The 22,737-nt window shown below is 61.8% G+C and carries 26 protein-coding genes; 22 read left to right on the forward strand and 4 right to left on the reverse strand.

Annotated features, from left to right (window positions below; genetic code table 11):
* Positions 1-933 carry an L-lactate dehydrogenase gene (locus tag ACU5AY_RS00380; RefSeq protein ID WP_446827549.1) on the reverse strand — a complete coding sequence of 311 codons (933 nt, stop codon included), beginning with the start codon at positions 931-933 and terminating at the stop codon, positions 1-3.
* A gap of 150 nt (positions 934-1,083) precedes the next feature.
* On the opposite strand from ACU5AY_RS00380, the gene ACU5AY_RS00385 reads away from it, so the two are divergent.
* The 4 genes from ACU5AY_RS00385 to ACU5AY_RS00400 all read left to right on the forward strand — a co-directional run bounded on the left by ACU5AY_RS00385 (position 1,084) and on the right by ACU5AY_RS00400 (position 4,403).
* Positions 1,084-1,929 (forward strand): hypothetical protein, encoded by an 846-nt coding sequence (locus tag ACU5AY_RS00385; protein WP_446827550.1) that lies wholly within the window; start codon positions 1,084-1,086, stop codon positions 1,927-1,929.
* 111 nt (positions 1,930-2,040) lie between these two features.
* The gene (locus ACU5AY_RS00390; protein WP_446827551.1) at positions 2,041-2,637 is read left to right on the forward strand and encodes a 5-formyltetrahydrofolate cyclo-ligase; all 597 of its coding nucleotides are present in this window, start codon (positions 2,041-2,043) and stop codon (positions 2,635-2,637) included.
* An 11-nt stretch (positions 2,638-2,648) separates the two neighbouring features.
* Positions 2,649-3,473, forward strand: coding sequence for a TIGR00282 family metallophosphoesterase (locus ACU5AY_RS00395; RefSeq protein ID WP_446822866.1), 825 nt, complete (start codon positions 2,649-2,651; stop codon positions 3,471-3,473).
* Positions 3,474-3,566: 93 nt separating this feature from the next.
* Complete coding sequence (locus ACU5AY_RS00400) at positions 3,567-4,403, forward strand: MBL fold metallo-hydrolase (RefSeq protein ID WP_446827552.1); 837 nt, start codon at positions 3,567-3,569, stop codon at positions 4,401-4,403.
* 14 nt (positions 4,404-4,417) lie between these two features.
* Here the strand turns inward: ACU5AY_RS00400 and ACU5AY_RS00405 are convergent, their stop codons facing one another.
* Positions 4,418-4,924 carry a pyridoxamine 5'-phosphate oxidase family protein gene (locus ACU5AY_RS00405; RefSeq protein WP_446827553.1) on the reverse strand — a complete coding sequence of 169 codons (507 nt, stop codon included), beginning with the start codon at positions 4,922-4,924 and terminating at the stop codon, positions 4,418-4,420.
* Positions 4,925-5,101: 177 nt separating this feature from the next.
* Here ACU5AY_RS00405 and ACU5AY_RS00410 point away from each other — a divergent pair, with 177 nt between their 5' ends.
* Positions 5,102-5,848, forward strand: a complete 747-nt coding sequence (locus ACU5AY_RS00410) for a YebC/PmpR family DNA-binding transcriptional regulator (RefSeq protein WP_446827554.1) — start codon at positions 5,102-5,104, stop codon at positions 5,846-5,848.
* A 60-nt stretch (positions 5,849-5,908) separates the two neighbouring features.
* On the opposite strand, the gene ACU5AY_RS00415 is transcribed toward ACU5AY_RS00410, so the two are convergent.
* Together ACU5AY_RS00415 and ACU5AY_RS00420 are read right to left on the reverse strand one after the other, a co-directional pair.
* A complete protein-coding gene (locus tag ACU5AY_RS00415; protein ID WP_446827555.1) occupies positions 5,909-7,639 on the reverse strand; it encodes an O-linked N-acetylglucosamine transferase, SPINDLY family protein in 1,731 nt (576 codons plus the stop codon).
* An 81-nt stretch (positions 7,640-7,720) separates the two neighbouring features.
* Entirely contained in the window at positions 7,721-8,722 is a 1,002-nt protein-coding gene (locus tag ACU5AY_RS00420; protein ID WP_446827556.1) for an LLM class flavin-dependent oxidoreductase, read from the reverse strand.
* A gap of 159 nt (positions 8,723-8,881) precedes the next feature.
* Here ACU5AY_RS00420 and ruvC point away from each other — a divergent pair, with 159 nt between their 5' ends.
* The 17 genes from ruvC to ftsH all read left to right on the forward strand — a co-directional run bounded on the left by ruvC (position 8,882) and on the right by ftsH (position 22,667).
* Positions 8,882-9,394: a crossover junction endodeoxyribonuclease RuvC gene (ruvC, locus tag ACU5AY_RS00425; RefSeq protein ID WP_446822872.1), complete on the forward strand. Its 513-nt coding sequence runs from the start codon at positions 8,882-8,884 to the stop codon at positions 9,392-9,394.
* A 75-nt stretch (positions 9,395-9,469) separates the two neighbouring features.
* The gene (locus ACU5AY_RS00430; RefSeq protein ID WP_446827557.1) at positions 9,470-9,724 is read left to right on the forward strand and encodes an AbrB/MazE/SpoVT family DNA-binding domain-containing protein; all 255 of its coding nucleotides are present in this window, start codon (positions 9,470-9,472) and stop codon (positions 9,722-9,724) included.
* Positions 9,724-10,137 (forward strand): type II toxin-antitoxin system VapC family toxin, encoded by a 414-nt coding sequence (locus ACU5AY_RS00435; protein WP_446827558.1) that lies wholly within the window; start codon positions 9,724-9,726, stop codon positions 10,135-10,137. Before ACU5AY_RS00430 ends, ACU5AY_RS00435 begins: the two co-directional genes overlap by 1 nt.
* 12 nt (positions 10,138-10,149) lie before the next feature.
* Positions 10,150-10,761 (forward strand): Holliday junction branch migration protein RuvA, encoded by a 612-nt coding sequence (gene ruvA, locus ACU5AY_RS00440; RefSeq protein WP_446827559.1) that lies wholly within the window; start codon positions 10,150-10,152, stop codon positions 10,759-10,761.
* 54 nt (positions 10,762-10,815) lie between these two features.
* On the forward strand, positions 10,816-11,106 hold the full coding sequence (locus ACU5AY_RS00445; RefSeq protein WP_446827560.1) for an AbrB/MazE/SpoVT family DNA-binding domain-containing protein: 291 nt from the start codon (positions 10,816-10,818) through the stop codon (positions 11,104-11,106).
* The gene (locus ACU5AY_RS00450) at positions 11,075-11,470 is read left to right on the forward strand and encodes a PIN domain-containing protein (RefSeq protein ID WP_446827561.1); all 396 of its coding nucleotides are present in this window, start codon (positions 11,075-11,077) and stop codon (positions 11,468-11,470) included. The genes ACU5AY_RS00445 and ACU5AY_RS00450 overlap by 32 nt, the downstream gene beginning before the upstream one ends.
* A complete protein-coding gene (gene ruvB, locus ACU5AY_RS00455) occupies positions 11,467-12,522 on the forward strand; it encodes a Holliday junction branch migration DNA helicase RuvB (protein WP_446827562.1) in 1,056 nt (351 codons plus the stop codon). Before ACU5AY_RS00450 ends, ruvB begins: the two co-directional genes overlap by 4 nt.
* Before the next feature lie 22 nt (positions 12,523-12,544).
* The gene (locus ACU5AY_RS00460; RefSeq protein ID WP_446822879.1) at positions 12,545-13,024 is read left to right on the forward strand and encodes an NUDIX hydrolase; all 480 of its coding nucleotides are present in this window, start codon (positions 12,545-12,547) and stop codon (positions 13,022-13,024) included.
* Between the two features lie 32 nt (positions 13,025-13,056).
* Positions 13,057-13,503 carry a tol-pal system-associated acyl-CoA thioesterase gene (ybgC, locus tag ACU5AY_RS00465; protein ID WP_446827563.1) on the forward strand — a complete coding sequence of 149 codons (447 nt, stop codon included), beginning with the start codon at positions 13,057-13,059 and terminating at the stop codon, positions 13,501-13,503.
* A gap of 238 nt (positions 13,504-13,741) precedes the next feature.
* Complete coding sequence (gene tolQ, locus ACU5AY_RS00470) at positions 13,742-14,464, forward strand: protein TolQ (RefSeq protein WP_261928830.1); 723 nt, start codon at positions 13,742-13,744, stop codon at positions 14,462-14,464.
* Positions 14,465-14,485: 21 nt separating this feature from the next.
* Positions 14,486-14,938, forward strand: a complete 453-nt coding sequence (gene tolR / locus ACU5AY_RS00475; protein WP_446822882.1) for a protein TolR — start codon at positions 14,486-14,488, stop codon at positions 14,936-14,938.
* 9 nt (positions 14,939-14,947) lie between these two features.
* Complete coding sequence (locus ACU5AY_RS00480; protein WP_446822883.1) at positions 14,948-16,063, forward strand: hypothetical protein; 1,116 nt, start codon at positions 14,948-14,950, stop codon at positions 16,061-16,063.
* Between the two features lie 27 nt (positions 16,064-16,090).
* Complete coding sequence (gene tolB, locus ACU5AY_RS00485; protein ID WP_446822884.1) at positions 16,091-17,401, forward strand: Tol-Pal system beta propeller repeat protein TolB; 1,311 nt, start codon at positions 16,091-16,093, stop codon at positions 17,399-17,401.
* Positions 17,402-17,569: 168 nt separating this feature from the next.
* A complete protein-coding gene (gene pal / locus ACU5AY_RS00490; protein ID WP_446822885.1) occupies positions 17,570-18,112 on the forward strand; it encodes a peptidoglycan-associated lipoprotein Pal in 543 nt (180 codons plus the stop codon).
* A 184-nt stretch (positions 18,113-18,296) separates the two neighbouring features.
* Positions 18,297-19,292 carry a tol-pal system protein YbgF gene (gene ybgF / locus ACU5AY_RS00495; RefSeq protein ID WP_446822886.1) on the forward strand — a complete coding sequence of 332 codons (996 nt, stop codon included), beginning with the start codon at positions 18,297-18,299 and terminating at the stop codon, positions 19,290-19,292.
* 14 nt (positions 19,293-19,306) lie between these two features.
* Positions 19,307-20,605: a tRNA lysidine(34) synthetase TilS gene (tilS, locus tag ACU5AY_RS00500; protein ID WP_446827564.1), complete on the forward strand. Its 1,299-nt coding sequence runs from the start codon at positions 19,307-19,309 to the stop codon at positions 20,603-20,605.
* Positions 20,606-20,723: 118 nt separating this feature from the next.
* Positions 20,724-22,667 (forward strand): ATP-dependent zinc metalloprotease FtsH, encoded by a 1,944-nt coding sequence (gene ftsH, locus ACU5AY_RS00505; protein ID WP_446827565.1) that lies wholly within the window; start codon positions 20,724-20,726, stop codon positions 22,665-22,667.
* Positions 22,668-22,737 lie beyond the last annotated feature (70 nt).

The raw sequence follows: 22,737 nt of genomic DNA on the forward strand, positions 1-22,737 counted from the left end.
TCAGACCGGTATGGCGTCCGCCAGGGTCTTGAGCAGCGTCGCGCCGTCGCGCAGGGCATTGCGTTCGGCCTCATCGAGATCCGGCATGACGTCGTCGATGATGCCGTCGGCTCCGACGATGCGCGGGATCGACAGTGCGACGTCCTTGACGCCGAGCATGTCCGGCGTCGAGGCCGAGACCGACAGCAGGTCGCGCTCGTCCTTCGATATTGCCCGCACAATGCGCGCCAGCCCGGCGCCGATACCGTAATAGGTCGCGCCCTTGCCGTTGATGATCGTGTAGGCGGCATTGCGCACGCCGCTGTCGATAGCTGCTCTTGCTGCCGCATCGAGCGGCCGCCCGAGTTGTTGGGCCAGCGTTTCGACAGGCACCGATCCGACCCTTGCGCTCGACCAGGCCAGCACCTCGCTGTCGCCATGCTCGCCGAGCACATAGGCGTGCACCGACTGGGGCGAGACGCCGAGCTGCCTTGCGAGCAGGCTGCGGAAGCGGGCCGTGTCGAGAATGGTGCCGGAGCCGATCACCCGGCTGCGGGGCAGGCCGGAGAGGCGGGCGGATATCTCGGTCATGATGTCGACGGGGTTCGAAGCGATCAGAAGGATGGCGTTCGGGGCGGCGCGCGAGGTCTCGGCAATGACGCTGCGGAAAACCTCGGCATTGCGGCTGAGGAGTGCGATCCGCGTTTCGCCCGGCCGCTGGCTGACACCGGCGGCGATGATGACGATGTCCGCGCCGTTCAGTGCCGCATAGTCCCCGCTGGTCACGCGGCAGGCGGAAACGAAAGGCACGGCATGCGAGATGTCTTCGGCCTGGGCGCGCGCAAGGTCTGCGTTGAGGTCGACCAGCACCACGTCGTTGGCAAGGCCCAGGAGTGCCAGCGCATAGGCCGCAGAACTGCCAACCATGCCGGCGCCGACGATTCCGACTTTCATTGCGTGTCCTTCCCGCTTGGGTCTTTGGTCAAGCCTCACAAAGATGCCGGCGGAAGGCAAGCTCCTCTTTCGGCACAAATCTCGGGGCCGCGTAAGGAACGATTAACCACGAGTTGTTACAGATTTACGCATACCGCACGCGAGGGTGTCATGCGTTTCCACAAAGTTGTTCTTCTTGCCTCCATCACTGTTCTGCCTCTGCCGGGCGGGCTTCTTGCCGCTGATCTCCAGTCCTCCTCTTCGGGTTCTTCCGGCTTCAGCGGCTATGTGGAGAGCAGTGGCGCGATCGGCCGCTCCAAGGAATTCGACATCGACGAGAAGGCCTGGTCGCTGCGTGGTGCGCTCAACTACGACGCGGGCAACGGGGTCAACCTGCAGGTTGACGGCGGCGTTCAGCGCAGCCACATCGAAGATCACTATTACACGCCCTACAGCGCGGCCGCCCATCTCTATTACCGGCCGGCCGAATCCTATGCCATCGGCGGGTTCGTCAAGTACGACCGCATCGCCACCGGCGTTTTCAGCGATCTCGGCATTGCCGGCGTCGGCAACTACACCAAGGAAGTTTCCGGCGGTCTCGAGGCTGCAGCCTACATGGGCAACACGACCTTCTACGGACTTGCCGGCTACGGCAGTCAGGACTACGAAATCGGTGACGCCGACCACTATTTCGGTGGCATCGGCGCGCGCTATTTCCTGACCGACAATCTGCGGTTCGATCTCGAAGGCATGTATCACCATATCGACGGCATCCAGTCGGACATGGACATCGAGACGATCAAGACGGCGATCAACTACCGCATGGACAGCATGCCTCTGACGCTGTTTGCCGGCTATCGCTTCGACAACTATCACCCGACCTCCTCGCTCGCGGACCTCAGTGACGACCACAGCCACACCTTCTTTGGCGGTCTGCGCTACAGCTTCGGCTCCTCCAGCCTGAAGGACGAGGACCGCAACGGTCCGGCCTGGTCCAGCACCAGCATCCTGCCCTGATCCAGAGACAGGCGGCGGGTTGGGTCTTGCGTTCCGCCGTCATTCCGCTCCATGAAGAACGGCAGCATGGTCGCCTGACCTGCTGCCGTTTTTTGCCCATGGGAAGCCTGAATGTCACAAGGATCTGCCGACTTTTCGCACAGCGAGTTGAAGTCCATCCTGCGTAAGGAGCGGCTCGCGGCGCGTGCGGCGCTAACGCCAGATGAACGGCAGACGAAGGCAGCCGCCATGGCGCGACACGGGATCGCATGCATCGATGTCGCAAAGGGCGTCGTGGTTTCGGGCTTCTTCCCGATCCGCTCGGAAGCCGACATCCGTCCGCTGATGGCCGATCTTGCGGATCGCGGCGCGAAACTCTGCCTGCCGGTGGTCATGGACAAGGAGACGATCGAGTTCCGCGAATTCCGGCCTGGCGTGCCGCTGGTCGAGACGGGTTTCGGGACGATGGGTCCGGGTGAGCACGCGGCGGTCGTCGATCCCGATATCATGCTGGTGCCGCTCGCAGCCTTCGATCGCGAAGGCCACCGGGTCGGCTATGGCGGGGGCTATTATGACCGGGCGATTGACAAACTCCACCAAAAAGGCCGGAAACCGAAGCTTTTCGGCATTGCCTTCGACCTGCAGGAAGTGGCAAAGGTGCCTTTTGAGCCGCATGACGTCCGCCTTGACGGCGTTTTGACGGAGAGCGGCTTCCGCAGTTTCGGTTGATTGGATAGGGAATGCGTCTTCTTTTTCTCGGTGACATGGTCGGCAAGACCGGCCGCAAGGCGGTATGGGACAGGCTTCCCGGCCTGGTGAGCGATCTGAAGCTCGATTTCGTGATCGTCAATGGTGAGAATGCCGCCGGCGGCTTCGGCATCACCGAGGACATCTTTCTCGAGACCATCAATGCCGGCGCGGACGTGGTGACGACCGGCAACCATGTCTGGGACCAGCGCGAAGCCGTGACATTCGCCGGCCAGCACGATCAGTTCCTGCGTCCCGCCAACTATCCCGCGGGAACGCCGGGCCGCGGCTCCGGGCTGTTCTATGCCCGAAACGGCGCGCGCGTGCTCGTCGCCAACATCATGGGCCGGGTGTTCATGCATCCGGAACTCGACGATCCGTTCCATTCCGCGGAGGCGATCCTCGCCGCCTGCCCGCTCGGCGAACAGGCCGATGCCATTGTCTTCGACTTTCATGCGGAAGCGACCAGCGAGAAGCAATGCTTCGGACATTTCGTCGACGGCCGCGCCTCGTTCGTCGTCGGCACCCATACGCATGTCCCGACCGCCGACCACCAGATCCTGAACGGCGGCACGGCCTACATGTCGGATGCCGGCATGTGCGGCGACTATGATTCCTCGCTCGGCATGGACAAGGAAGAACCGCTCAACCGTTTCATCTCGAAGATGCCGAAGGGTCGTTTCGAGGCCGCCTCCGGCCCGGCGACCATCTGCGGCGTCGGCGTCGAGATCTCCGACCGCACGGGCCTCGCCGAAAAGATCGCGCCGCTTCGCCTTGGAGCGCGATTGGAAGAAACGCTGCCGGCGTTCTGGAGTTGATAGCCTCCTAGTCACGAATGCGTGAGCCGACTGGACGGACGGCGCGCATTCCCGCATCATGCGATGAGTGCTCAACATCGCTGGTAGCCGGGAATGCTGAGACGTCCGTCATTCATCGTCGGCATGCTTCTGTTCTTCGTCGCCTTGGCGGGGGAGGCGGAGGCACAGGACCGCCCGCCCGTCAGCCAGTGCCAGATGATCGCCGGCGCACTGCCCGATGTGCAGTATGCGCGGTTCGATTCCTCATCTCTGCCGGTGTTGAAAACCGCATTGAAAGAGGACGTGACGATCACCTTCCTCGGACATTCGACGTTCCTTATCGAGACACCGGACGGGACGCGGATCGCGACCGACTGGAGCGGTTCGCTCCGTTCGCCGCTGGTGCCGGACGTGGTCACCATGAACAAGGCGCATTCGAGCCATTACACGCTGCTGCCGGACCCGGCGATCCCGCATGTCCTGCATGGCTGGTCAGATACGCCGGGTGAGGCTGCCGATATCAGCATGGTTGCGGGCGACGCGTATATCCGCAACGTGCCGACCGACATTCGCAGCTTTTATGGCGGCGGAGCCGAGCCGAACGGCAACTCGATCTTCATCTTCGAGGTAGCGGGTCTGTGCATCGGCCATCTCGGCCATCTGCATTACGAGCTGACGGACAGCCACTACAGCCAGATCGGCCGGCTGGACGTGGTGATGGTACCCGTCGATGGCGGTTTGACCATGGGCAAAGACAGCATGAGCCGGGTGATCACCCGGCTCAGGTCGTCGTTGATCTTGCCGATGCATCGCACCGGACCGCCTGTCGCCAGCTTTCTGACGATGTTCGGCCCGGGCTTCGACAAGATGGCATCGAACAGCAACAGCATTCGTGTGTCGATGCGAACTCTGCCGAAAAAGCCGATGATCCTCGTGCTTCGCGGCATGTAGCGCCGAAGCGTTCGTCAGGCGGCGAAGTCCACGTGCTGGCGCAGGCCGACGTCGGGCGTTTCCTCGTCATTGAGGTTCGCCTTGGCGATTTCCCAGCCCAGCTTGACGACATTGCCGGTAGACGCCCAGATTTCCGCGCTTTGCGGACGGAACTCGATCAGCGTCAGCTCCGGATCGTCCTTTCCGCCTTCATACCAGGCTTCCACCATGGAGCTCCAGTAGCGCTCAATGATCTGCGGATCGCGACGGATGGCCACAGGTCCACTCAGGCAGGCATGGTAGTCGTGATCCTTGCCGACGACGCAAAAGGTCGCTGTCGCATTCGGCTGGATATCGCTGACGATGTCCGTGCCCATCTTGGCGAAGAACCAGATGGTTTCGCCTTTCTCGTCGACCTGCGGGGCCATCGGCTGCATCGAGTGGGGCGAGCCGTGGATGCCGAGCATGCCGGCATGAATGCGGTTGATTTCATCCCAAAGCTGCGATTTCGGATGTTCGCGGGTGGCGCTGAGGCTGACCATGATGGGCTCCATTTCCGTTTGTGTTGCTCTGGTTGGAAAACGGAGGCGTCGGCGAAATGTTCCGCTGCCTCCGGCGCTTCATGGTGCGTTGCGGAATTGCGGCCGGGGTCTTGAATGGCGGTGCCAGCGCGCATATAAGGCCCGCATTCCAATACAAAGAGACAATGCAGGGGTGCCATGGCTGGCCATTCACAGTTCAAAAACATCATGCACCGCAAGGGCCGTCAGGACGCCGTGCGATCGAAGCTGTTCTCCAAGCTCGCACGTGAAATCACGGTTGCGGCCAAGACCGGCATGCCCGATCCGGCGATGAACGCGCGTCTTCGCCTGGCGATCCAGAACGCCAAGGCCCAGTCCATGCCGAAGGACAACATCGAGCGCGCCATCAAGAAGGCATCCGGCGCCGATGGCGAGAACTATGATGAAGTCCGCTACGAGGGCTACGGCCCGGGCGGCGTCGCCGTCATCGTCGAGGCGCTGACCGACAACCGCAACCGCACGGCCTCCAACGTCCGCTCGACCTTCACCAAGGCCGGCGGTGCGCTTGGCGAAACCGGCTCCGTGTCCTTCTCCTTCGACCGTGTTGGCGAGATCGTCTACAAGCTTGAGGTTGGCGACGAGGATACCGTGATGGAAGCGGCGATCGAAGCCGGCGCCGACGACGTTGAATCCAGCGAAGACGGCCACACGATCTACTGCGCTTTCGAGGATATCGGCGAAGTGTCCAAGGCGCTGGAAAGCGTTGTCGGCGAAGCGGAATCCGTCAAGGCCGTCTGGAAGCCGCAGAACACCATTCCGGTGGACGAGGAAAAGGCCCAGTCGCTGATGAAGCTCATCGACAATCTCGAAGACGACGACGATGTGCAGAACGTCTATTCCAACTTCGAGATTTCCGACGAAGTGATGGCCAAGCTTTCGGCCTGAGATTTCGGTATCGTCTACATTTCAAAGACCCGGCAGCTTTAGCGGCCGGGTTTTTTGTTTTCAGGCCGTCGTCAAAGAGCGTTCGGCAGCTGCCTCCGCGTCCAGCGTCGGCACGTCGAAATGGTCCGGCTGCAGGCCGGCTTTCGCCCTTTCCGCCATCATTTCATAGGCGCGCTCCAGATGCCGGGTGAAGCGTTCGGTGTCGAACAGAGGTGTCGTCGCGCGGTTGCCGATGAGCCGCGTCCGCAGTCCATCCAGTTCGCCACGGTTGCGTGAAAGGGATACGGCTTTGGCGACGTAGTCGTCGACCGTCGCGGCCACGAGTTCGGGCAGGCCGACGGTGCGCAGCAGGCTTTCCGATACGCGCGAGGCGAAATTGCTGCCTCTGACGGTCAGTACCGGCAGGCCGGACCAGAGGCAGTCGGAGGTGGTGGTGTGGCCGTTACAGGGGAAGGTGTCGAGGCAGAGGTCGGCTGCATGAAGGCGGGCAGCATGGGCCTCGCACCCGATCGACTTGGCGAAGATGATCCGGTTCTCTTCAATGCCTCGCCGCTTCATCCAGATCAGGAAATGCGCCTGCGCATGTTCGTCGTTGCACATCATCCAGAGCACGCTGTCGCCGGCGGCGGTCAGGATGCGCGCCCAGGCGGAGGCCACTTCGGGGGAAATCTTCCGGATATTGTTGAATGAGGCAAAAACGAACTTGTCTTCGGGAAGGCCGAGACCGTCGCGCAGGGCAGGCGGCGGCAGCGGCCGATGGTGGTCGTCGTTCGGTTGGTAACAGTCCGGCAGGCGGCAGAGTTTCTCGTGATAGAAGGGACGGCTTTCGTCGGGCGTGACGATGCGGTCGCCAATCACATAGTCGCAGTCGATGCCCACCGCACTGCCGGGAAAGCCAAGCCAGGCCACCTGGATGGGTGCCGGTCCGGCATTGACGACGCCGATGCGGGCGTCGCGTGTATGCCCCTTGAGGTCGACAAGGATATCGATTCCGTCTGCCCGCATGCGGGCGGTCGCTTCTGCATCCGACATTGCCCTGATGTCGACGATCGTGCCGATATGCTTTCGCAAACCGTCGTCGCGGCCGATAAGCTCCTCCGGCGTATTGCAATAGATCGTGATGTCGAATTTCTCGCGGTCGTGCCGTTCGAGAACGCCGCGCATCAGGATCATCGTCGCATGGGCGCTGGAAACATCGCCGGACAGATAGCCGATCCTGATCCTGTCGCCGAACATGTGAGGCATGTTGCGGCGTTGGTGACGATCGTGCTCCGAGTAGACTGGAAAGCGGCTGTCGGCGATCTTTGCGTTCAGCCGTTCGTCGCCCATCCACATGATGTGGTTATGCGGCAGTTCACAGGACAGAGCCAGTTTGTTCCCGGCCTGTATGCCGGCAAGAGCCGCATCGTTGGCGACCTTCAGTTCATCGAGTTCCAGGAAGCCGAGCATTTGGTGCCGCCGGAACTGGGCGGCTGTGGCGTGGTCCGGTACGATCTGCAGAATGACTTCGGCGGCCTTGAGCGCCGTCCAGTTATCCTCCTGCATGCGCGAGAGTTCAAAGGCAAGCGAGGCGAACTGCAATTTCGGCGGTGAGCCGGCCCGGGCGGCGCGCAGGAAAAACCGGGCGGCCTGATGCTTGTCGCCGGTCTTGAAGTGGCATTGCGCGACCGTCGCCATCAATCGTTCGTCGGCTGGGTCCGGTTCTGCTTCGAGATTGTCATAAACATCGAGCGCGGCGCGAAAATCCTGCGCGGCGTAATGGGCATAGATAGACTGCAATGGTGACGGCATCGGGGGAGCCTGACGATGAGGGTGCCATGCGGCACCGTTTCATCGTCAGGTTGTGCGAGCCTTGCCGTATATGCGCTCGCCTCAGGCGGCTTTTACCATTTCCTGACGTGCCTCGGCGAAGACTTCGAGCGAGCGGAGACGCTTCTCCGGGTTGTGGATCGGCATGGAGACGATCAGTTCATCCGCTTTCGTCTGATCGATGAAGCGGGCGAGCGTCTCGCGCACGGTCTCGACGGAGCCGACCGCCGCATATCTGAGCGTGTGTTCGACGCCGGCCTTTTCCATCTCGTTCCAGTAGGGCGTCATATCCTCGACCGGCGGCGGAAAGGCGCCGGGCGTGCCGCGGCGCAGATTGACGAACTGGCGCTTCGAGGACGTGAAGAGGTATTCCGCCTCTTCATCCGTTTCTGCGCCGACACCCATTAGGCCGGCCATAACATACGGCTTGTCCAGCTGCGCTGACGGTTGGAAGCGGGCGCGGTAGAGTTCGATGGCATCCAGCAGCATGTCGGGCGCGAAATGCGAGGCGAAGGCATAGGGCAGGCCGAGGGCGGCGGCGAGGTGGGCTGAATAGATGCTGGAGCCGAGCAGCCACAGTGGCACATGCGAGCCCATGCCCGGCACGGCGATCACCGTCTGGTTGTCGAGCTTGTCGCCAAGCAGGATCTGCAATTCCTGGATATCGTTCGGAAAGTTCTGCGAGGTGGTTTCGAGGTCGCGGCGGAGCGCCCGGGCGGTGCGCATGTCGGTGCCGGGTGCGCGCCCGAGACCGAGATCGACGCGGCCGGGGAAGAGGGCTTCCAGCGTGCCGAACTGTTCGGCGATCACCAGCGGCGAATGATTGGGCAGCATGATGCCGCCGGAGCCGATGCGGATCGTCTTCGTGGCATTGCCGACATGGGCGATGACGACGGCGGTCGCAGCACTTGAAACGCCACGCATGCCATGGTGCTCGGCAAGCCAGAAGCGATGGTAGCCGAGTGCCTCGGCGCGCTCCGCCATGCGCCTGGTGCTGGCCAGCGCCTCACTGACGCTGCTGCCTTCGCCGACGGGGGCGAGGTCGAGAATGGAAAAGGGAATCATCTTTTTGAAAATCCTGAGTGGAATACGCTGATTTTCTATGTAGGTGCCGGTTCCTTTATTGCCAGTATCTGCCGCCGCCCACCTGCACCGGCGCACCCATGTTTTTGTTTTGTTCACATTTTGCTGGCAGCTATGGGTGCTGAAAGATAAGGTGAGGACATGGAAAAAGCGATTCGCATCATCGGCATCGATCCGGGTTTGAGGCGCACCGGCTGGGGCGTTGTCGAGACACTCGGCAACTCGCTGCGCTTCGTGGCATCCGGGACGGTGACGTCGGACGGCACCATGGATCTCGCCTCGCGCCTCTGCCAGCTGCATGACGGGCTGGCCGAGATCGTTCACAGCTATCAGCCCGACGAGGCTGCCGTCGAGCAGACCTTCGTCAACAAGGATGCGGTGGCGACGCTGAAACTCGGTCAGGCGCGCGGCATCGCCATGCTGGTGCCGGCGCGGGCGGGGCTGCAGGTCGCCGAATATGCGCCGAATGCGGTGAAAAAGGCCGTCATCGGCGTCGGTCACGGCGAAAAGCAGCAGATCCACATGATGATCAAGGTGCTGATGCCCAAGGCGATATTCAAGGGCGACGACGCCGCCGACGCGTTGGCCATTGCCATTTGCCACGCCCACAACCGTGGCGCCTCGCGCATGGCGAGGATCGCACTCACGGGCTGATTTGTTCTTGACTTGTTCCTTTTGTAGGAATATTCCTTACTTATTCTTACAGTAAGTGATGCAGGAACGCTGAATATGCGCGTGACGTCCAAGGGCCAAGTGACCATTCCCCGCGACTTGAGGGAGATCGCCGGCATCGAGCCCAACAGCGAAGTGGTCTTTTCTCTGGAGAACGGCAAGCTTGTGATCGAGCCCAAAGGAGCCGCGATCCGTTCGGCTGATCGTGCGCGCCTTGACCGACTCACAGAGGTGCTCGATCGCCTCGAAGGTACCGGTGACCCGGCACTCGACGCCGATGCGTTGATGGCACTGACGCGGGATCGGGACTGATGGCCGTTCTCGTCGATACGAACGTGCTGGTGGATGTTGCGGTCCGCGATCCGGATTGGCTGGCGTGGTCGCGGGCGAGGCTTTTCGGGCTGGCGCGCGACGTGGCGCTGATCATCAATCCCGTGATCTATGCGGAGTTTTCGGTTCGCTACAATTCCGTCGATGAGGTCGATGCGCTTCTGCCGGAGGAGCAGTTCCGGCGCGAGAGCCTGCCCTGGTTTGCGGCTTTCGCCGCCGGTCGCGCTTTTCGTCAATATCGGTTGGCGGGCGGAGGCCGTGAACGCGTGCTGCCGGACTTCCTGATCGGAGCGCATGCTGCCATCCGCGGATATTCCATCCTCACACGGGATCCGAAGGGATACCGTGCCTATTTCCCCAATGTCGGGCTCATCACCCCCGAAACCCATCCATGAAGGCGCAAGAAGATGATCGGCAAGCTCAAAGGCACGGTTGACGAGATCGGCGAGGACACTGTGCTCGTCGATGTGCACGGCGTCTGCTACGAGGTCCACTGTTCGTCGCGGACGCTGGCCAAGCTGAATGTCGGGGAGGCCGTGGTCATCTACATCGAGACCTATGTGCGCGAGGACCAGTTCAAGCTGTTCGGTTTCATGACCGCGCTGGAGCGCGAGTGGTTCCTCATCCTGCAAAGCGTTCAGGGGGTCGGCGCCCGTGTGGCGCTTGCCATTCTTTCGACGCTGACGCCATCCGAGCTCGCCAATGCCATCGCGCTGCAGGATCGCACCGCCGTGTCCAGGGCGCCGGGCGTCGGACCGAAGGTTGCGACACGCATCGTGACTGAGCTGAAGAACAAGGCGCCCGCCTTTGCCGGTGACGCTGCCAATATCGGTTTCAAGCAGGAGCTTGGCGAGGGCGTTGCCGCCGCGCCGGTTTCCGATGCCGTGTCGGCATTGACCAATCTCGGCTACTCGCGCGACCAGGCCGCCAACGCGGTTGCCGCCGCAATGAAGACGGCCGGCGAGGGTGCCGACAGCGCCAAGCTGATCCGCCTCGGGCTAAAGGAGCTGGCGCGGTGAATCCTTGCGGAATTATATTTTCCTTACTATCTTCGATTTGTAAGGAGATGTGTCATGGGTATTTCTGAGAGCACGCTGACGTCGAAGGGGCAGACGACAATTCCCGCGGAAATCAGGCAGAAGTTGAATCTGAAACCTGGAGACAGGATTCGCTATTTCGTCGACGGCGATAAGGTCTATTTCAAGGTGAAGAACAAGAAGCTTTCCGATCTCGCGGGAATGCTGCACCGGCCGGGGCAAGGTGCTGTGTCCGTGGAGGCAGCGGATAAAGCCGTCGGCGACTATCTGGCGGAAGACGACAAGAGAATTGTTGATGATTGGAATAGACACAAACATTCTTCTTAGGTTCGTTCTGGCGGATGATGCAGGACAGTTCGCAGCCGCTGAGGCTTTTTTTGCCGAGCGCAATGAAACGTCGCCTGCCTATGTTTCTCTTCTCGTGACGGCTGAGGTAATCTGGAATTTGGGAACCAAGGGGTACGGCAAAGCCGAGATAGCGACGGCCTTCCGGAACTTGCTGGACGCGGATGGCCTCGTCTTCGAAGACGAGGATTTCCTCGATTTATTATTCGATGAAAAGCGGACCATAACGGCCGATTTTTCCGATCACATCATCGCGCATCTGGCGGAAAAGGCCGGATGCAGTTCGACAGTGACTTTCGACCGCAAGGCTGCGAAGAATGTCCCCGGAATGGAACTTTTGACATGAACGACAGCGCCCGACTGATTTCCCCGGACAAGCGCGGCGAGGACATCGATGCCACGCTGCGTCCGCAGTCGCTCGATGAATTCACCGGCCAGGCGGAAGCCCGCGCCAACCTGAAGATCTTCATCGAGGCGGCGAAGAACCGGGGCGAGGCGCTGGACCACGTGCTGTTCGTTGGCCCGCCGGGCCTCGGCAAGACGACACTCGCCCAGATCATGGCGAAGGAACTTGGCGTCAATTTTCGATCGACGTCCGGTCCGGTCATCGCCAAGGCCGGCGACCTCGCCGCGCTTTTGACCAATCTCGAAGAGCGGGACGTTCTCTTCATCGACGAAATTCACCGGCTCAATCCGGCGGTCGAAGAAATTCTCTATCCGGCGATGGAGGATTTCCAGCTCGACCTCATCATCGGCGAAGGGCCGGCGGCGCGGTCGGTCAAGATCGACCTGTCGAAGTTCACGCTGGTCGCCGCCACCACCCGTCTTGGCCTTCTGACGACGCCGCTGAGGGATCGCTTCGGCATTCCGGTGCGGCTCAATTTCTATACCGTCGAGGAGCTGGAACTGATCGTCCGGCGCGGCGCCCGGTTGATGGGCCTGCCGATGACGGATGACGGTGCGCGTGAAGTTGCGCGTCGCGCCCGCGGCACGCCGCGCATCGCCGGCCGTCTGTTGCGCCGGGTGCGCGATTTCGCCGAGGTCGCCCGCGCCGAGGTCGCCCGCGCCGAGGCCGTCAACGCCAAGGTGGCCGACGAGGCGCTCAATCGCCTGCATGTCGACAATCTCGGCCTCGACCAGCTCGACCGTCGCTATCTTTCCATGATCGCCCGGAACTTTGGCGGCGGCCCGGTCGGCATCGAGACGATCGCCGCCGGGCTTTCCGAGCCGCGCGATGCGATCGAGGACATCATCGAGCCCTACATGATCCAGCAGGGCTTCATCCAGCGCACCCCGCGCGGCCGTGTGCTGACGGCAAACGCCTGGCGCCACCTCGGCCTCAATCCGCCGAAGGATCTGGAGGCCAGCCAGTTCCGGCTGTTTTCGGAAGATGAGTGACGGAGTGCCGCCCGAGCGGCGGATGATCCGGATCGCTGAGGATACGCGCCTCTTTTCCTTCCGTGTCGCAGGGCTTCTGATCCAGGACGACCACATTCTGGTTCAGCGCGCCGTGGGAGACGATTTCTGGGCATTGCCGGGCGGGCGGGCTGAAATCGGCGAGACGTCGGAACAGACGCTGATACGCGAAATGCAGGAGGAGCTCGATCGCGACATCAGCATTTCCCGCCTGCTGTTTTCGGTCGAAAGCTTCTTTGATTGGCGCGGCAAGTCGGCGCATGAGCTTTCGCTGATCTACCTGATCGCATTGACCGTACCGTTTCCGTTTCATCCTTCGGAGGTGGTTCATCGTATTCATGATGGGGTCGATGTGGAGTTTCGATGGGTTGCGGCAAAGAAGAATGCGATGACGGAGGCCAATGTCGTGCCCGATTTCCTGGCTGGGCACATTGATCGCTTGCCGGAGAGCTCCTTGCACGTGATCCGCCACGACCCGACTTGACAAGGCCTGCGCTCTTCGCCACGGACGACCGTATGACCGACCACCACGTTCCCATTTCCGGCGCCATCATCGATGGCGTGCATCATCTGACCCAGCGCGTCTACTATGAGGACACGGATTTTTCCGGGCGTGTCTATCACGCGCGCTATCTGCATTTCATGGAGCGTGGCCGGACCGATTACCTGCGTTGTCTCGGCGTCGAGCAGTCGGCGTTGATGACGGCAGATGAGGAGGGGCTCGCCTTCGTCGTCCATCGCATGGAGATCGATTTCAAGGGGCCGGCGGTCATGGACGACATCCTGACGGTCGTCACCCGCACGGAGAAGGCCGGTGGCGCGAAGATGGTGCTTGCCCAGGAGGTCAGGCGCGGCGAGACGGTCCTGATTGCCGCGAAGGTCATCATTGCGGTCATCAACGCGAAAGGCCGGCCGCGGCGGCTGCCGAACGAACTTGCGACACAAATGAACGTTACGGTTTAATCCGTCGGCCTCGCTGGGCTGCAAAATTTGCGCGTCCACGCTTTGTTAACCATAATTGTGTCTAAGTAGAAACGTTAGGATTCTAGCGATTTGCGCCTTCGTTTGACCAAAATTACTGGCAAAAAGGGCTATGAGCAGCGAAGGCTCTTAGGCGGCGGCATAGTCAGTCATTCTCGCAGGATTTCTTTTTGAGCCGCCCGGTGTCCCGCCGGGCGTTTGGATTCAAGGGGTTGAATATATGGAACAGGTCGGTCTGGCAGCAGCATCAGGTGGCGAAGTTAGCCTGCTGCATCTGTTTTTGCAGGCAGGCATCGTGGTCAAGCTCGTCATGCTTGGTCTTGTCGGCGCTTCGGTTTGGACCTGGGCGATCGTCATGGACAAGTATGTCACCTTCGGCAAGGCCCGGCGTCAGTACGACAAGTTCGAGCAGGTCTTCTGGTCCGGCCAGTCGCTTGAAGAACTTTACCGGACGCTCGCGGAACGCAACAATACCGGCCTTGCCGCGATATTCGTCGCCGCGATGCGCGAATGGAAGAAGTCGTTCGAACGCGGCGCCCGTTCGCCGATCGGACTGCAGATGCGTATCGACCGCGCCATGGACGTGACGCTCGCCCGCGAGGCGGAGCATCTGGAAGGCCGTCTCGGCTTTCTCGCGACCATCGGCTCGGCCGCACCCTTTATCGGCCTGTTCGGCACCGTTGTCGGTATCATGACCTCGTTCCAGGCCATTGCGGGCTCGAAGTCGACCAACCTCGCGGTTGTTGCGCCCGGTATCGCCGAAGCGCTGCTGGCGACGGCGATCGGTCTCGTCGCCGCTATCCCCGCCGTCATCGCCTACAACAAGTTCTCCGCCGACGCCAACAAGCTGACGGCGCGCATGGAAGGCTTCTCGGATGAATTCTCGTCTATCCTGTCTCGGCAGATCGACGAGAAGCTGCAGCCCCGCCAGCCGGCCGAATAAGGGAACCGGGAGAGTAACGATATGGGAATGTCCGTAGGCGCCAAGGGCGGGAAGGGCGGAAGACGCCGCCGCGGCGGGCGTGGTCACGCGCCGGTCAGCGAAATCAACGTCACGCCGCTCGTCGACGTCATGCTCGTGCTTTTGATCATCTTCATGGTCGCCGCGCCGCTGATGACCGTCGGCGTGCCGATCGACCTGCCGGAAACGCAGGCGAAGGCGCTCAACTCCGATACGCAGCCGATCACCATTTCGGTTGACGCCAAGGGTGAAATCTTCCTTCAGGAAACACCGATCTCGATCGACGAGGTCGTGCCGAAGCTCGAGGCGATCGCCACCACCGGCTATGACGAACGCATCTACATGCGCGGCGACACCGCTGCGGCATACGGCACGGTCATGAAGGTCATGGCGCGCATTTCGTCGGCGGGGTTCAAGAATATCGGCCTCGTCACGCTTCAGGAACAGGACAAGTAACAGGGTTACATGAAGGGCAGTCTCGTCACATCTGCGGTATTGCACTGCCTTCTTCTGGCTGCGGCGCTGTTTACGTTGAGCGCGCCGAAGTCATTCGAAGTGGCGGACGTCGAAGCTTTGCCCGTCGACATCATCCCGGTCGAATCGATCACCCAGATCCAGCAGGGTGACGAGAAGGCGCCGAAGGCACAGCGTGCCGCGCCGACCCCGACCAGCCGTCCGGACCCGGTAGAAAACGCCCAGAACATCGGCGACAATTCCGTCGATCTGAAATCCATTCCGACACCTGACAAGCGCCCGCAGAACAAGGATTCCGCCGCCGCGCCGGAGAAGGTCGACAAGGTTCTGCCGACCAAGGACAACGAGCAGAACGACATCAAGGACATCATCAAGGAAGACACGGTCGCGGCACCGAAGGAAGTGGCTTCCATCCCGGAGCCCAAGCCGGAGCCGGTCGCGAAGCCTGAGCCGCAGCCGACCCCGCAGCCTGCAGAGACCACGCCGCAGGAATCCGACCTCGCCGTGCTGCCCGACAGCGTGCCGCTGCCGGCCTCGCGCCCGCAGCCGCCGAAGCCTGAAAAGCCGGCAGAACCGGAAAAGAAGCCGACCGAGACCGCGAAGAAGCCTGCCGAAAAGAAGCCCGACGCCAAGGTCGCCGAGAAGACCCAGGAGAAGGCAAAGGCCAAGTCGACCAAGCAGAGCGATTTCAACGCTGATGAGGTGGCTGCTCTCCTCAACAAGCAGGACCCGGCTGGCGGCGGCGCCAAGCGCTCGACCGATCAGGCGGCGCTCGGCGGCAAGAAGACGACGGCCGGATCGACCCTCTCGCAGAGCGAAATGGACGCGCTGCGTGGCCAGATCCAGAACAACTGGTCGATCATTCCCGGCCTGGAAGGCGCCGAAGGCGTCACCATCCGCGTCCACATGAACCTGGATGAAGACGGCAATGTCGTCGGCGAGCCTGTGGTCGACGCCAGCGGCGGCAGCGACAATGCCCGCCGGGTGCTTGCCAGCGGCGCGCGCCGCGCCATCCTCAAATCTTCGCCTTTCAAGAACCTGCCCCGCGACAAGTACGACGCCTGGTCTGAAGTCATCGTGAACTTCGATCCGTCGAGTATGTTGTAACCTTTCCACAAGAAGGCCCGCACGAAAATGTTCAAAAGCTCCCTGTCCCGTTTCCTCGCCTGCGTTATGCTCGCCCTGGTTTCGGGTATCGCCACGCCGGCTTTTGCCCTGGTTGAAATCAACATCAACAAGGGCAATGTCGAGCCGCTGCCGATCGCGGTGACGGATTTCGTTTCGAACAACGAACTCGGCGCGCAGATTTCCGGCGTCATCGCTGCCGACCTGCAGCGTTCCGGACTGTTCGCACCGATCAACAAGTCGGCCTTCATCGAGAAGATCTCCAATCCGGACGTCGCCCCGCGCTTCGACGACTGGAAGGTGATCAACGCCCAGGCCATGGTGTCGGGACGGATCACGCGCGAAGCCGACGGGCGTCTGCGCGCCGAATTCCGCTTGTGGGACACGTTTGCCGGCCAGCAGATGACCGGCCAGCAGTTCTTCACCCAGCCGGAAAACTGGCGCCGCGTCGCCCATATCATCGCGGACGCGATCTATGAGCGCATCACCGGTGAAAAGGGCTACTTCGATACCCGTATCGTCTTCGTGTCGGAAAGCGGTCCGAAGATCGACCGCAAGCGCCAGCTCGCCATCATGGACCAGGACGGCTTCAACGTCCGCATGCTGACGGATGCAAGCTCGATCGTGCTGACGCCGCGTTTCTCGCCGAACCGCCAGGAAATCACCTACATGTCGTTTGCCGGAGACCAGCCGCGCGTCTACCTTCTCCAGCTCGAGACGGGACAGCGTGAAGTGGTCGGCAATTTCCCCGGCATGACGTTTGCGCCGCGTTTCTCGCCGGATGGCCGCCGTGTCATCATGAGCCTGCAGCAGGGCGGCAATGCCAACATCTACACGATGGACCTGAGCTCGCGCACGACGACGCGCCTGACCAGCACTTCGGCAATCGACACGTCGCCGTCCTATTCGCCGGACGGCCAGCAGATCGTCTTCGAAAGCGATCGCGGCGGCCGCCAGCAGCTTTACGCAATGAATGCCGACGGCTCCAACCAGCACCGCATTTCCTTTGGCGAGGGTTCCTATTCCACGCCTGTCTGGTCGCCGCGCGGCGACCTGATCGCCTTCACCAAGCAGTCCGGCGGCAAGTTCTCGATCGGCGTGATGAAGCCGGACGGCTCCGGCGAACGCATCCTGACGACCGGCTTCCACAATGAAGGTCCGACCTGGGCGCCGAACGGCCGCGTCATCATGTTCTTCCGCCAGAATGCCGGTGCTGCGGGCCCGCAGCTCTACTCGATCGACCTGACCGGCTACAACGAGCAGGAGATCAAGACACCGAACTATGCATCCGACCCGGCTTGGTCGCCGCTGCTTGAATAGGGGACAGGACGGGCCCATTTCGGGTCCGTCACTTTTCTGCCTCAATCCCTTGAAACTCAGGGCATGAGGCGGGTTGGAAGTATTCTGTTAACCATATCCCTTTATCGGCCTTTAACTGAAGATTGTTAGAGTTTGGCAACTCTAATTCAAACGCCAAGGAGACCGGCCATGAGCCGCACCTACACCGTCGCCCCGAGCCGCATGCAGCGTCTTGCCGGCAACCCCGCAGTCATCGCACTTGCCATGGCTCTCGCTCTCGCCGGTTGTGCTTCCAAGAAGAACCTGCCGAACAATGCATCGGACCTCGGTCTTGGCGGCGCGAATGGCGCAGCCGGTGCTCCGGGCTCGCAGCAGGAGTTCACCGTATCCGTCGGCGACCGCGTGTTCTTCGACACGGATTCGACCGAAATCCGCGCCGATGGCCGCCAGACGCTCGACCGTCAGGCCCAGTGGCTGCAGCGTTATTCGCAGTATGCGATCACCATCGAAGGCCATGCCGACGAACGCGGAACGCGCGAATACAACCTTGCGCTCGGCGCCCGCCGTGCGACCGCGGTGATGGAATACCTCGCTTCCCGCGGTGTTCAGCGCAACCGCATGCACACCATCTCCTACGGCAAGGAACGTCCGGTCGCCGTCTGCGACGACATCTCCTGCTGGTCGCAGAACCGCCGCGCCGTTACCGTACTCAACGGCGGCCCCAGCAACTGATCGGCGTCATTGCCGGTCCAAAGCGGATTTTGAGAGGCGGCTTCGGGCCGCCTTTCTTTTTTCTCCATAGTTTGGCCGCACTCCGGTTGCTTTTTGACGCCAATTGGAAAACTCTCCGCGTGGAACGAAGCAGGCGATGTGCCGTTTCGTTACCGGGCTCTCAGAGGATTACAGGACGATCAAAATGAAGAAATTTATCGTGGCGGGGGCCGTCAGCCTCGCCGCATTGACCGCCTTCCAGGGCAGCGCCGCGGCTCAGCCGTTTTCGCTCGGCAAGCTTTTCCATCACGAAAGTACCGCCACGCCGAACGTCACGCGGGTGCAAAGCTCGGACGCCGAAATCCGTCTCCAGCAGCTTGAAGACCAGGTGCGGACGCTGACCGGCAAGATCGAGGACATGAGCTTCCAGTTGCTGCAGATGCAGGAGCAGATGCGCAAGACTCAGGAAGACAACGAGTTCCGGTTCCAGGAGCTTGAAGGCGGCGGCAAGAAGAAGACCAGCCTTGAGCCTTCGGATGTGCCGCCGGCCGCCGGCGATGCTGCCAGGAAGCAGGACGAGATCGCTAATGTCATCGAGCAGCCGGTGGATCCCGCCGGCAACCCGCCTGCCGCAAGCACCGGCCAGCCGAACACGGCTCCGGGCGAAACGACCCTCGGCTCGATCGAGTTCGACGCCAATGGCAATCCCGTCGGCGACAGCATGAACCCTGGCCTCCTTCAGGATGGCAAGCCGGTCAACGAGGCAGGCAACGATGCCCCCGCACCGCCTGCGACTGATCCCCAGGCGACCGCTTCGCTTGGCGAGAAGGATGCCTACCAGGTTGCCTACGAGCATATGCTGAGCGGCGACTACACCTCCGCTGAGTCCGAGTTCAAGACCTTCCTTGAGACCTATCCGGAAGGGCCTAAGGCGGCTGATGCCAGCTTCTGGCTCGGCGAAGCGCAGTTTTCGCAGGGCAAGTATAACGACGCGGCCAAGACCTTCCTCGCCGCGCACCAGACCTATGGCACCTCGCCGAAGGCTCCCGAAATGCTCCTGAAACTTGGTATGTCGCTTGCTGCACTCAACAATGTCGATACCGCCTGCGCGACGTATCACGAAGTGAGCAAACGCTATCCCAAGGCATCGCGCGCCGTCATGCAGAAGCTTGCCAGCGAGGAAAAGCGCCTGAGCTGCTGACGAGGCCATCGCTGTTGACCGACGCAACGCCGCCGACTGCCGCCGCTTCCGATTTTTTGACACGCGTGCCGCCGGGTGCCTCCGTCATGGTGGCCGTCTCCGGTGGCAGCGATTCCACCGGCCTCCTCGTCGCCTTTCATCAGGCTTTGCGGGAGCGGCCGGGGCTCGGTATCAAGCTCTCCGCTGCAACTGTCGATCATCGCCTGCGTCCCGAAGCTGCTGACGAGGCGCGGGCCGTCGCAGCACTTTGCGCGCGTCTCGGCATTCCCCATCTGCTGCGCGCCTGGAAGGCGGAAAAGCCCGCATCGGCACTCTCAGAAGCGGCGCGCGAAGCGCGCTACGAACTCCTGGCGGACATGGCGGACGAGGCGGGCGCGGATCTGGTGGTGACCGGCCACACGGCGGATGATCAGGCCGAAACCATAGCGATGCGCGCGGCACGCAATCCCGCGGCCTCGAACGCCGGACTTGCCGGCATCGCCGATGCCATGCTGTTCGACCGGCGCCTGTGGGTCTTCCGGCCGTTCCTTGCCTGCAGGCGTGCCGATATTCGCGCGATGCTCGAAGCCATGTCGATCGGCTGGAGCGACGATCCCTCCAACGAGGATGACGGATACGAACGGGTGCGGGTGCGCAGAAGCCTTGCTGAGCGTCCGCCGGCCGTGACCGATAATTGCGATGCTGCTGCAAGGTTACAGGTCTCAGTGGCCGCCGCCGGCGTCGCGGAGCAGTATTTGACGGTGCTTGCAAATGTCGTGGCATTCCTTCCCTGGGAGGCGCGTTCATCCGACCGGGAACCGCTTCGCTATCTTGTCGGCGTTCTGGCGGCCATCCTCGGCGGACGGGCTTTCGTGCCGTCGTCGACCAGTCTCGATGCCATTGTCGACACTTATCGCGCCGAAGGGCGGGGGAGATGGAGTGCCGGCCGGGTCCTGTTCGATTTTCGGCGCGACGGGCTCTACATGCTGCGAGAGCGGCGCGACTTGCCGCAGATTTGCGTTCCGGTCGGCGCGTCGAGGGTCTGGGACGGGCGTTTCCGTGTGACCAATCTCGGCTGCAGGGAGGTTTCGGTAAAGGCCGCCGGCAAGGAGCATGGAGTGCCGGCCGCTTTCGCCAAGCTGCCAAGGCAGATCGCGCAGGAGGCGTCCATCGTGCTGCCGGAGGTGGTAGGCCCGGCGGATGCGTCATTCTCGATCGAAAGCATTCTTTCGCCTTTCGACCGCTTTTTGCCAGGATTCGATTGCATTTTGGCAAATACTTTAGCCATCCATTTCGGGCGAGGGCCTTATGCTGGATCGCCGGTGAAAGGGTAAGTGCCGGAAAATACGAGCTTGGGATTGCGTTTGCCTTGGCAACGGCGTAGCGCACTCCTATGTTAAGGCCAAGTCTTGAGGTTCCGCCAATGCGGGCCGTTGCAATTCGGGGAGTTCTATGAACCCTAACGTAAGAAACGTCGCTCTCTGGGTGATCATTGCGCTCTTGCTGATCGCATTGTTCACCATGTTCCAGTCGGCACCGGCGCAGACCAGTTCGCGCGAAATTCCGTATTCGCAGTTCCTGCGTGATGTCGACTCCGGCCGGGTCCGCGACGTGACCATTACTGGCCAGCAGGTGCTCGGCACCTACAATGAGAGCGGAACGACGTTCCAGAGCTACGCTCCGGTTATCGACGATAACCTGATGACGAAGCTCGAGGACAAGAACGTCACCATCAACGCCCGTGCGCCTTCCGATGGCTCGTCCGGCTTCCTCAGCCTGCTCGGCACATTCCTGCCGATGTTGCTGATCTTCGGCGTCTGGCTGTTCTTCATGCGGCAGATGCAGGGTGGCTCGCGCGGTGCGATGGGCTTCGGCAAGTCCAAGGCAAAGCTTCTGACCGAAGCGCATGGCCGCGTCACCTTTGACGATGTCGCCGGTGTTGACGAAGCCAAGCAGGACCTCGAGGAAATCGTCGAATTCCTGCGCGATCCGCAGAAGTTCCAGCGCCTCGGCGGACGCATTCCGCGCGGCGTGCTGCTCGTCGGACCTCCGGGTACGGGTAAAACGCTTCTGGCCCGCTCCGTTGCAGGCGAGGCGAACGTGCCCTTCTTCACCATTTCCGGTTCGGACTTCGTCGAAATGTTCGTGGGTGTCGGCGCGTCCCGCGTGCGCGACATGTTCGAGCAGGCGAAGAAGAATGCGCCATGCATCATCTTCATCGACGAAATCGACGCTGTCGGCCGTCACCGTGGCGCCGGTCTCGGCGGCGGCAATGACGAGCGCGAGCAGACGCTGAACCAGCTTCTGGTCGAAATGGACGGCTTCGAGGCCAATGAAGGCATCATCCTGATCGCCGCGACCAACCGTCCCGACGTGCTCGATCCGGCGCTTCTGCGTCCGGGCCGCTTCGACCGCCAGGTTGTCGTGCCGAACCCGGACATCGTTGGCCGCGAGCGCATTCTCAAGGTCCACGTACGCAACGTGCCGCTGGCGCCGAATGTCGACCTTCGCGTCCTGGCCCGCGGTACGCCCGGCTTTTCCGGTGCCGATCTCATGAACCTCGTCAACGAGGCGGCGCTGATGGCGGCGCGGCGCAACAAGCGCGTCGTCACCATGGCCGAGTTCGAGGATGCCAAGGACAAGATCATGATGGGTGCGGAACGCCGCTCGTCCGCCATGACCGAGGCCGAGAAGAAGCTGACCGCCTATCACGAAGCCGGACATGCCATCGTTGCGCTGAAGGTGCCGATCGCGGATCCGCTGCACAAGGCGACGATCATTCCGCGAGGCCGTGCGCTCGGCATGGTCATGCAGCTTCCCGAAGGCGACCGCTATTCGATGAGCTACAAGTGGATGGTTTCGCGTCTCGCCATCATGATGGGTGGACGCGTCGCCGAGGAACTGACCTTCGGCAAGGAGAACATCACCTCGGGTGCGGCCTCGGATATCGAGCAGGCAACCAAGCTTGCCCGCGCCATGGTCACCCAGTGGGGCTTTTCCGACGCGCTCGGCACGGTTGCCTACGGCGAAAACCAGCAGGAAGTGTTCCTCGGTCATTCCGTCTCGCAATCGCAGAACGTGTCCGAGGCGACGGCCCAGAAGATCGACGACGAAATCCGTCGTCTGGTCGACGAGGCCTACAAGGAAGCGCACCGCATCATCTCCGACGAGCATGACGGCTTCGTCGCGCTTGCCGAAGGCCTGCTCGAATACGAGACGCTGACGGGCGAAGAGATCAAGGCGCTCCTGCGCGGTGAGAAGCCGGCTCGCGACCTCGGTGACGACACGCCGCCGAGCCGTGGTTCCGCCGTCCCGCAGACGGGCGCCAAGAAGGGCGAAACACCCGAGGCCAAGGGCGAGGAGCCCGATAGCGGCCTCGAGCCGCAGCCGCACTGACCCGACCGCACTTTTTGAAAATGACGAGGCCGCGTCCGCCGCAAGGTGGGCGCGGCCTCACTTTTTGGTA

The organism is Rhizobium sp. PAMB 3174 (assembly GCF_052908375.1).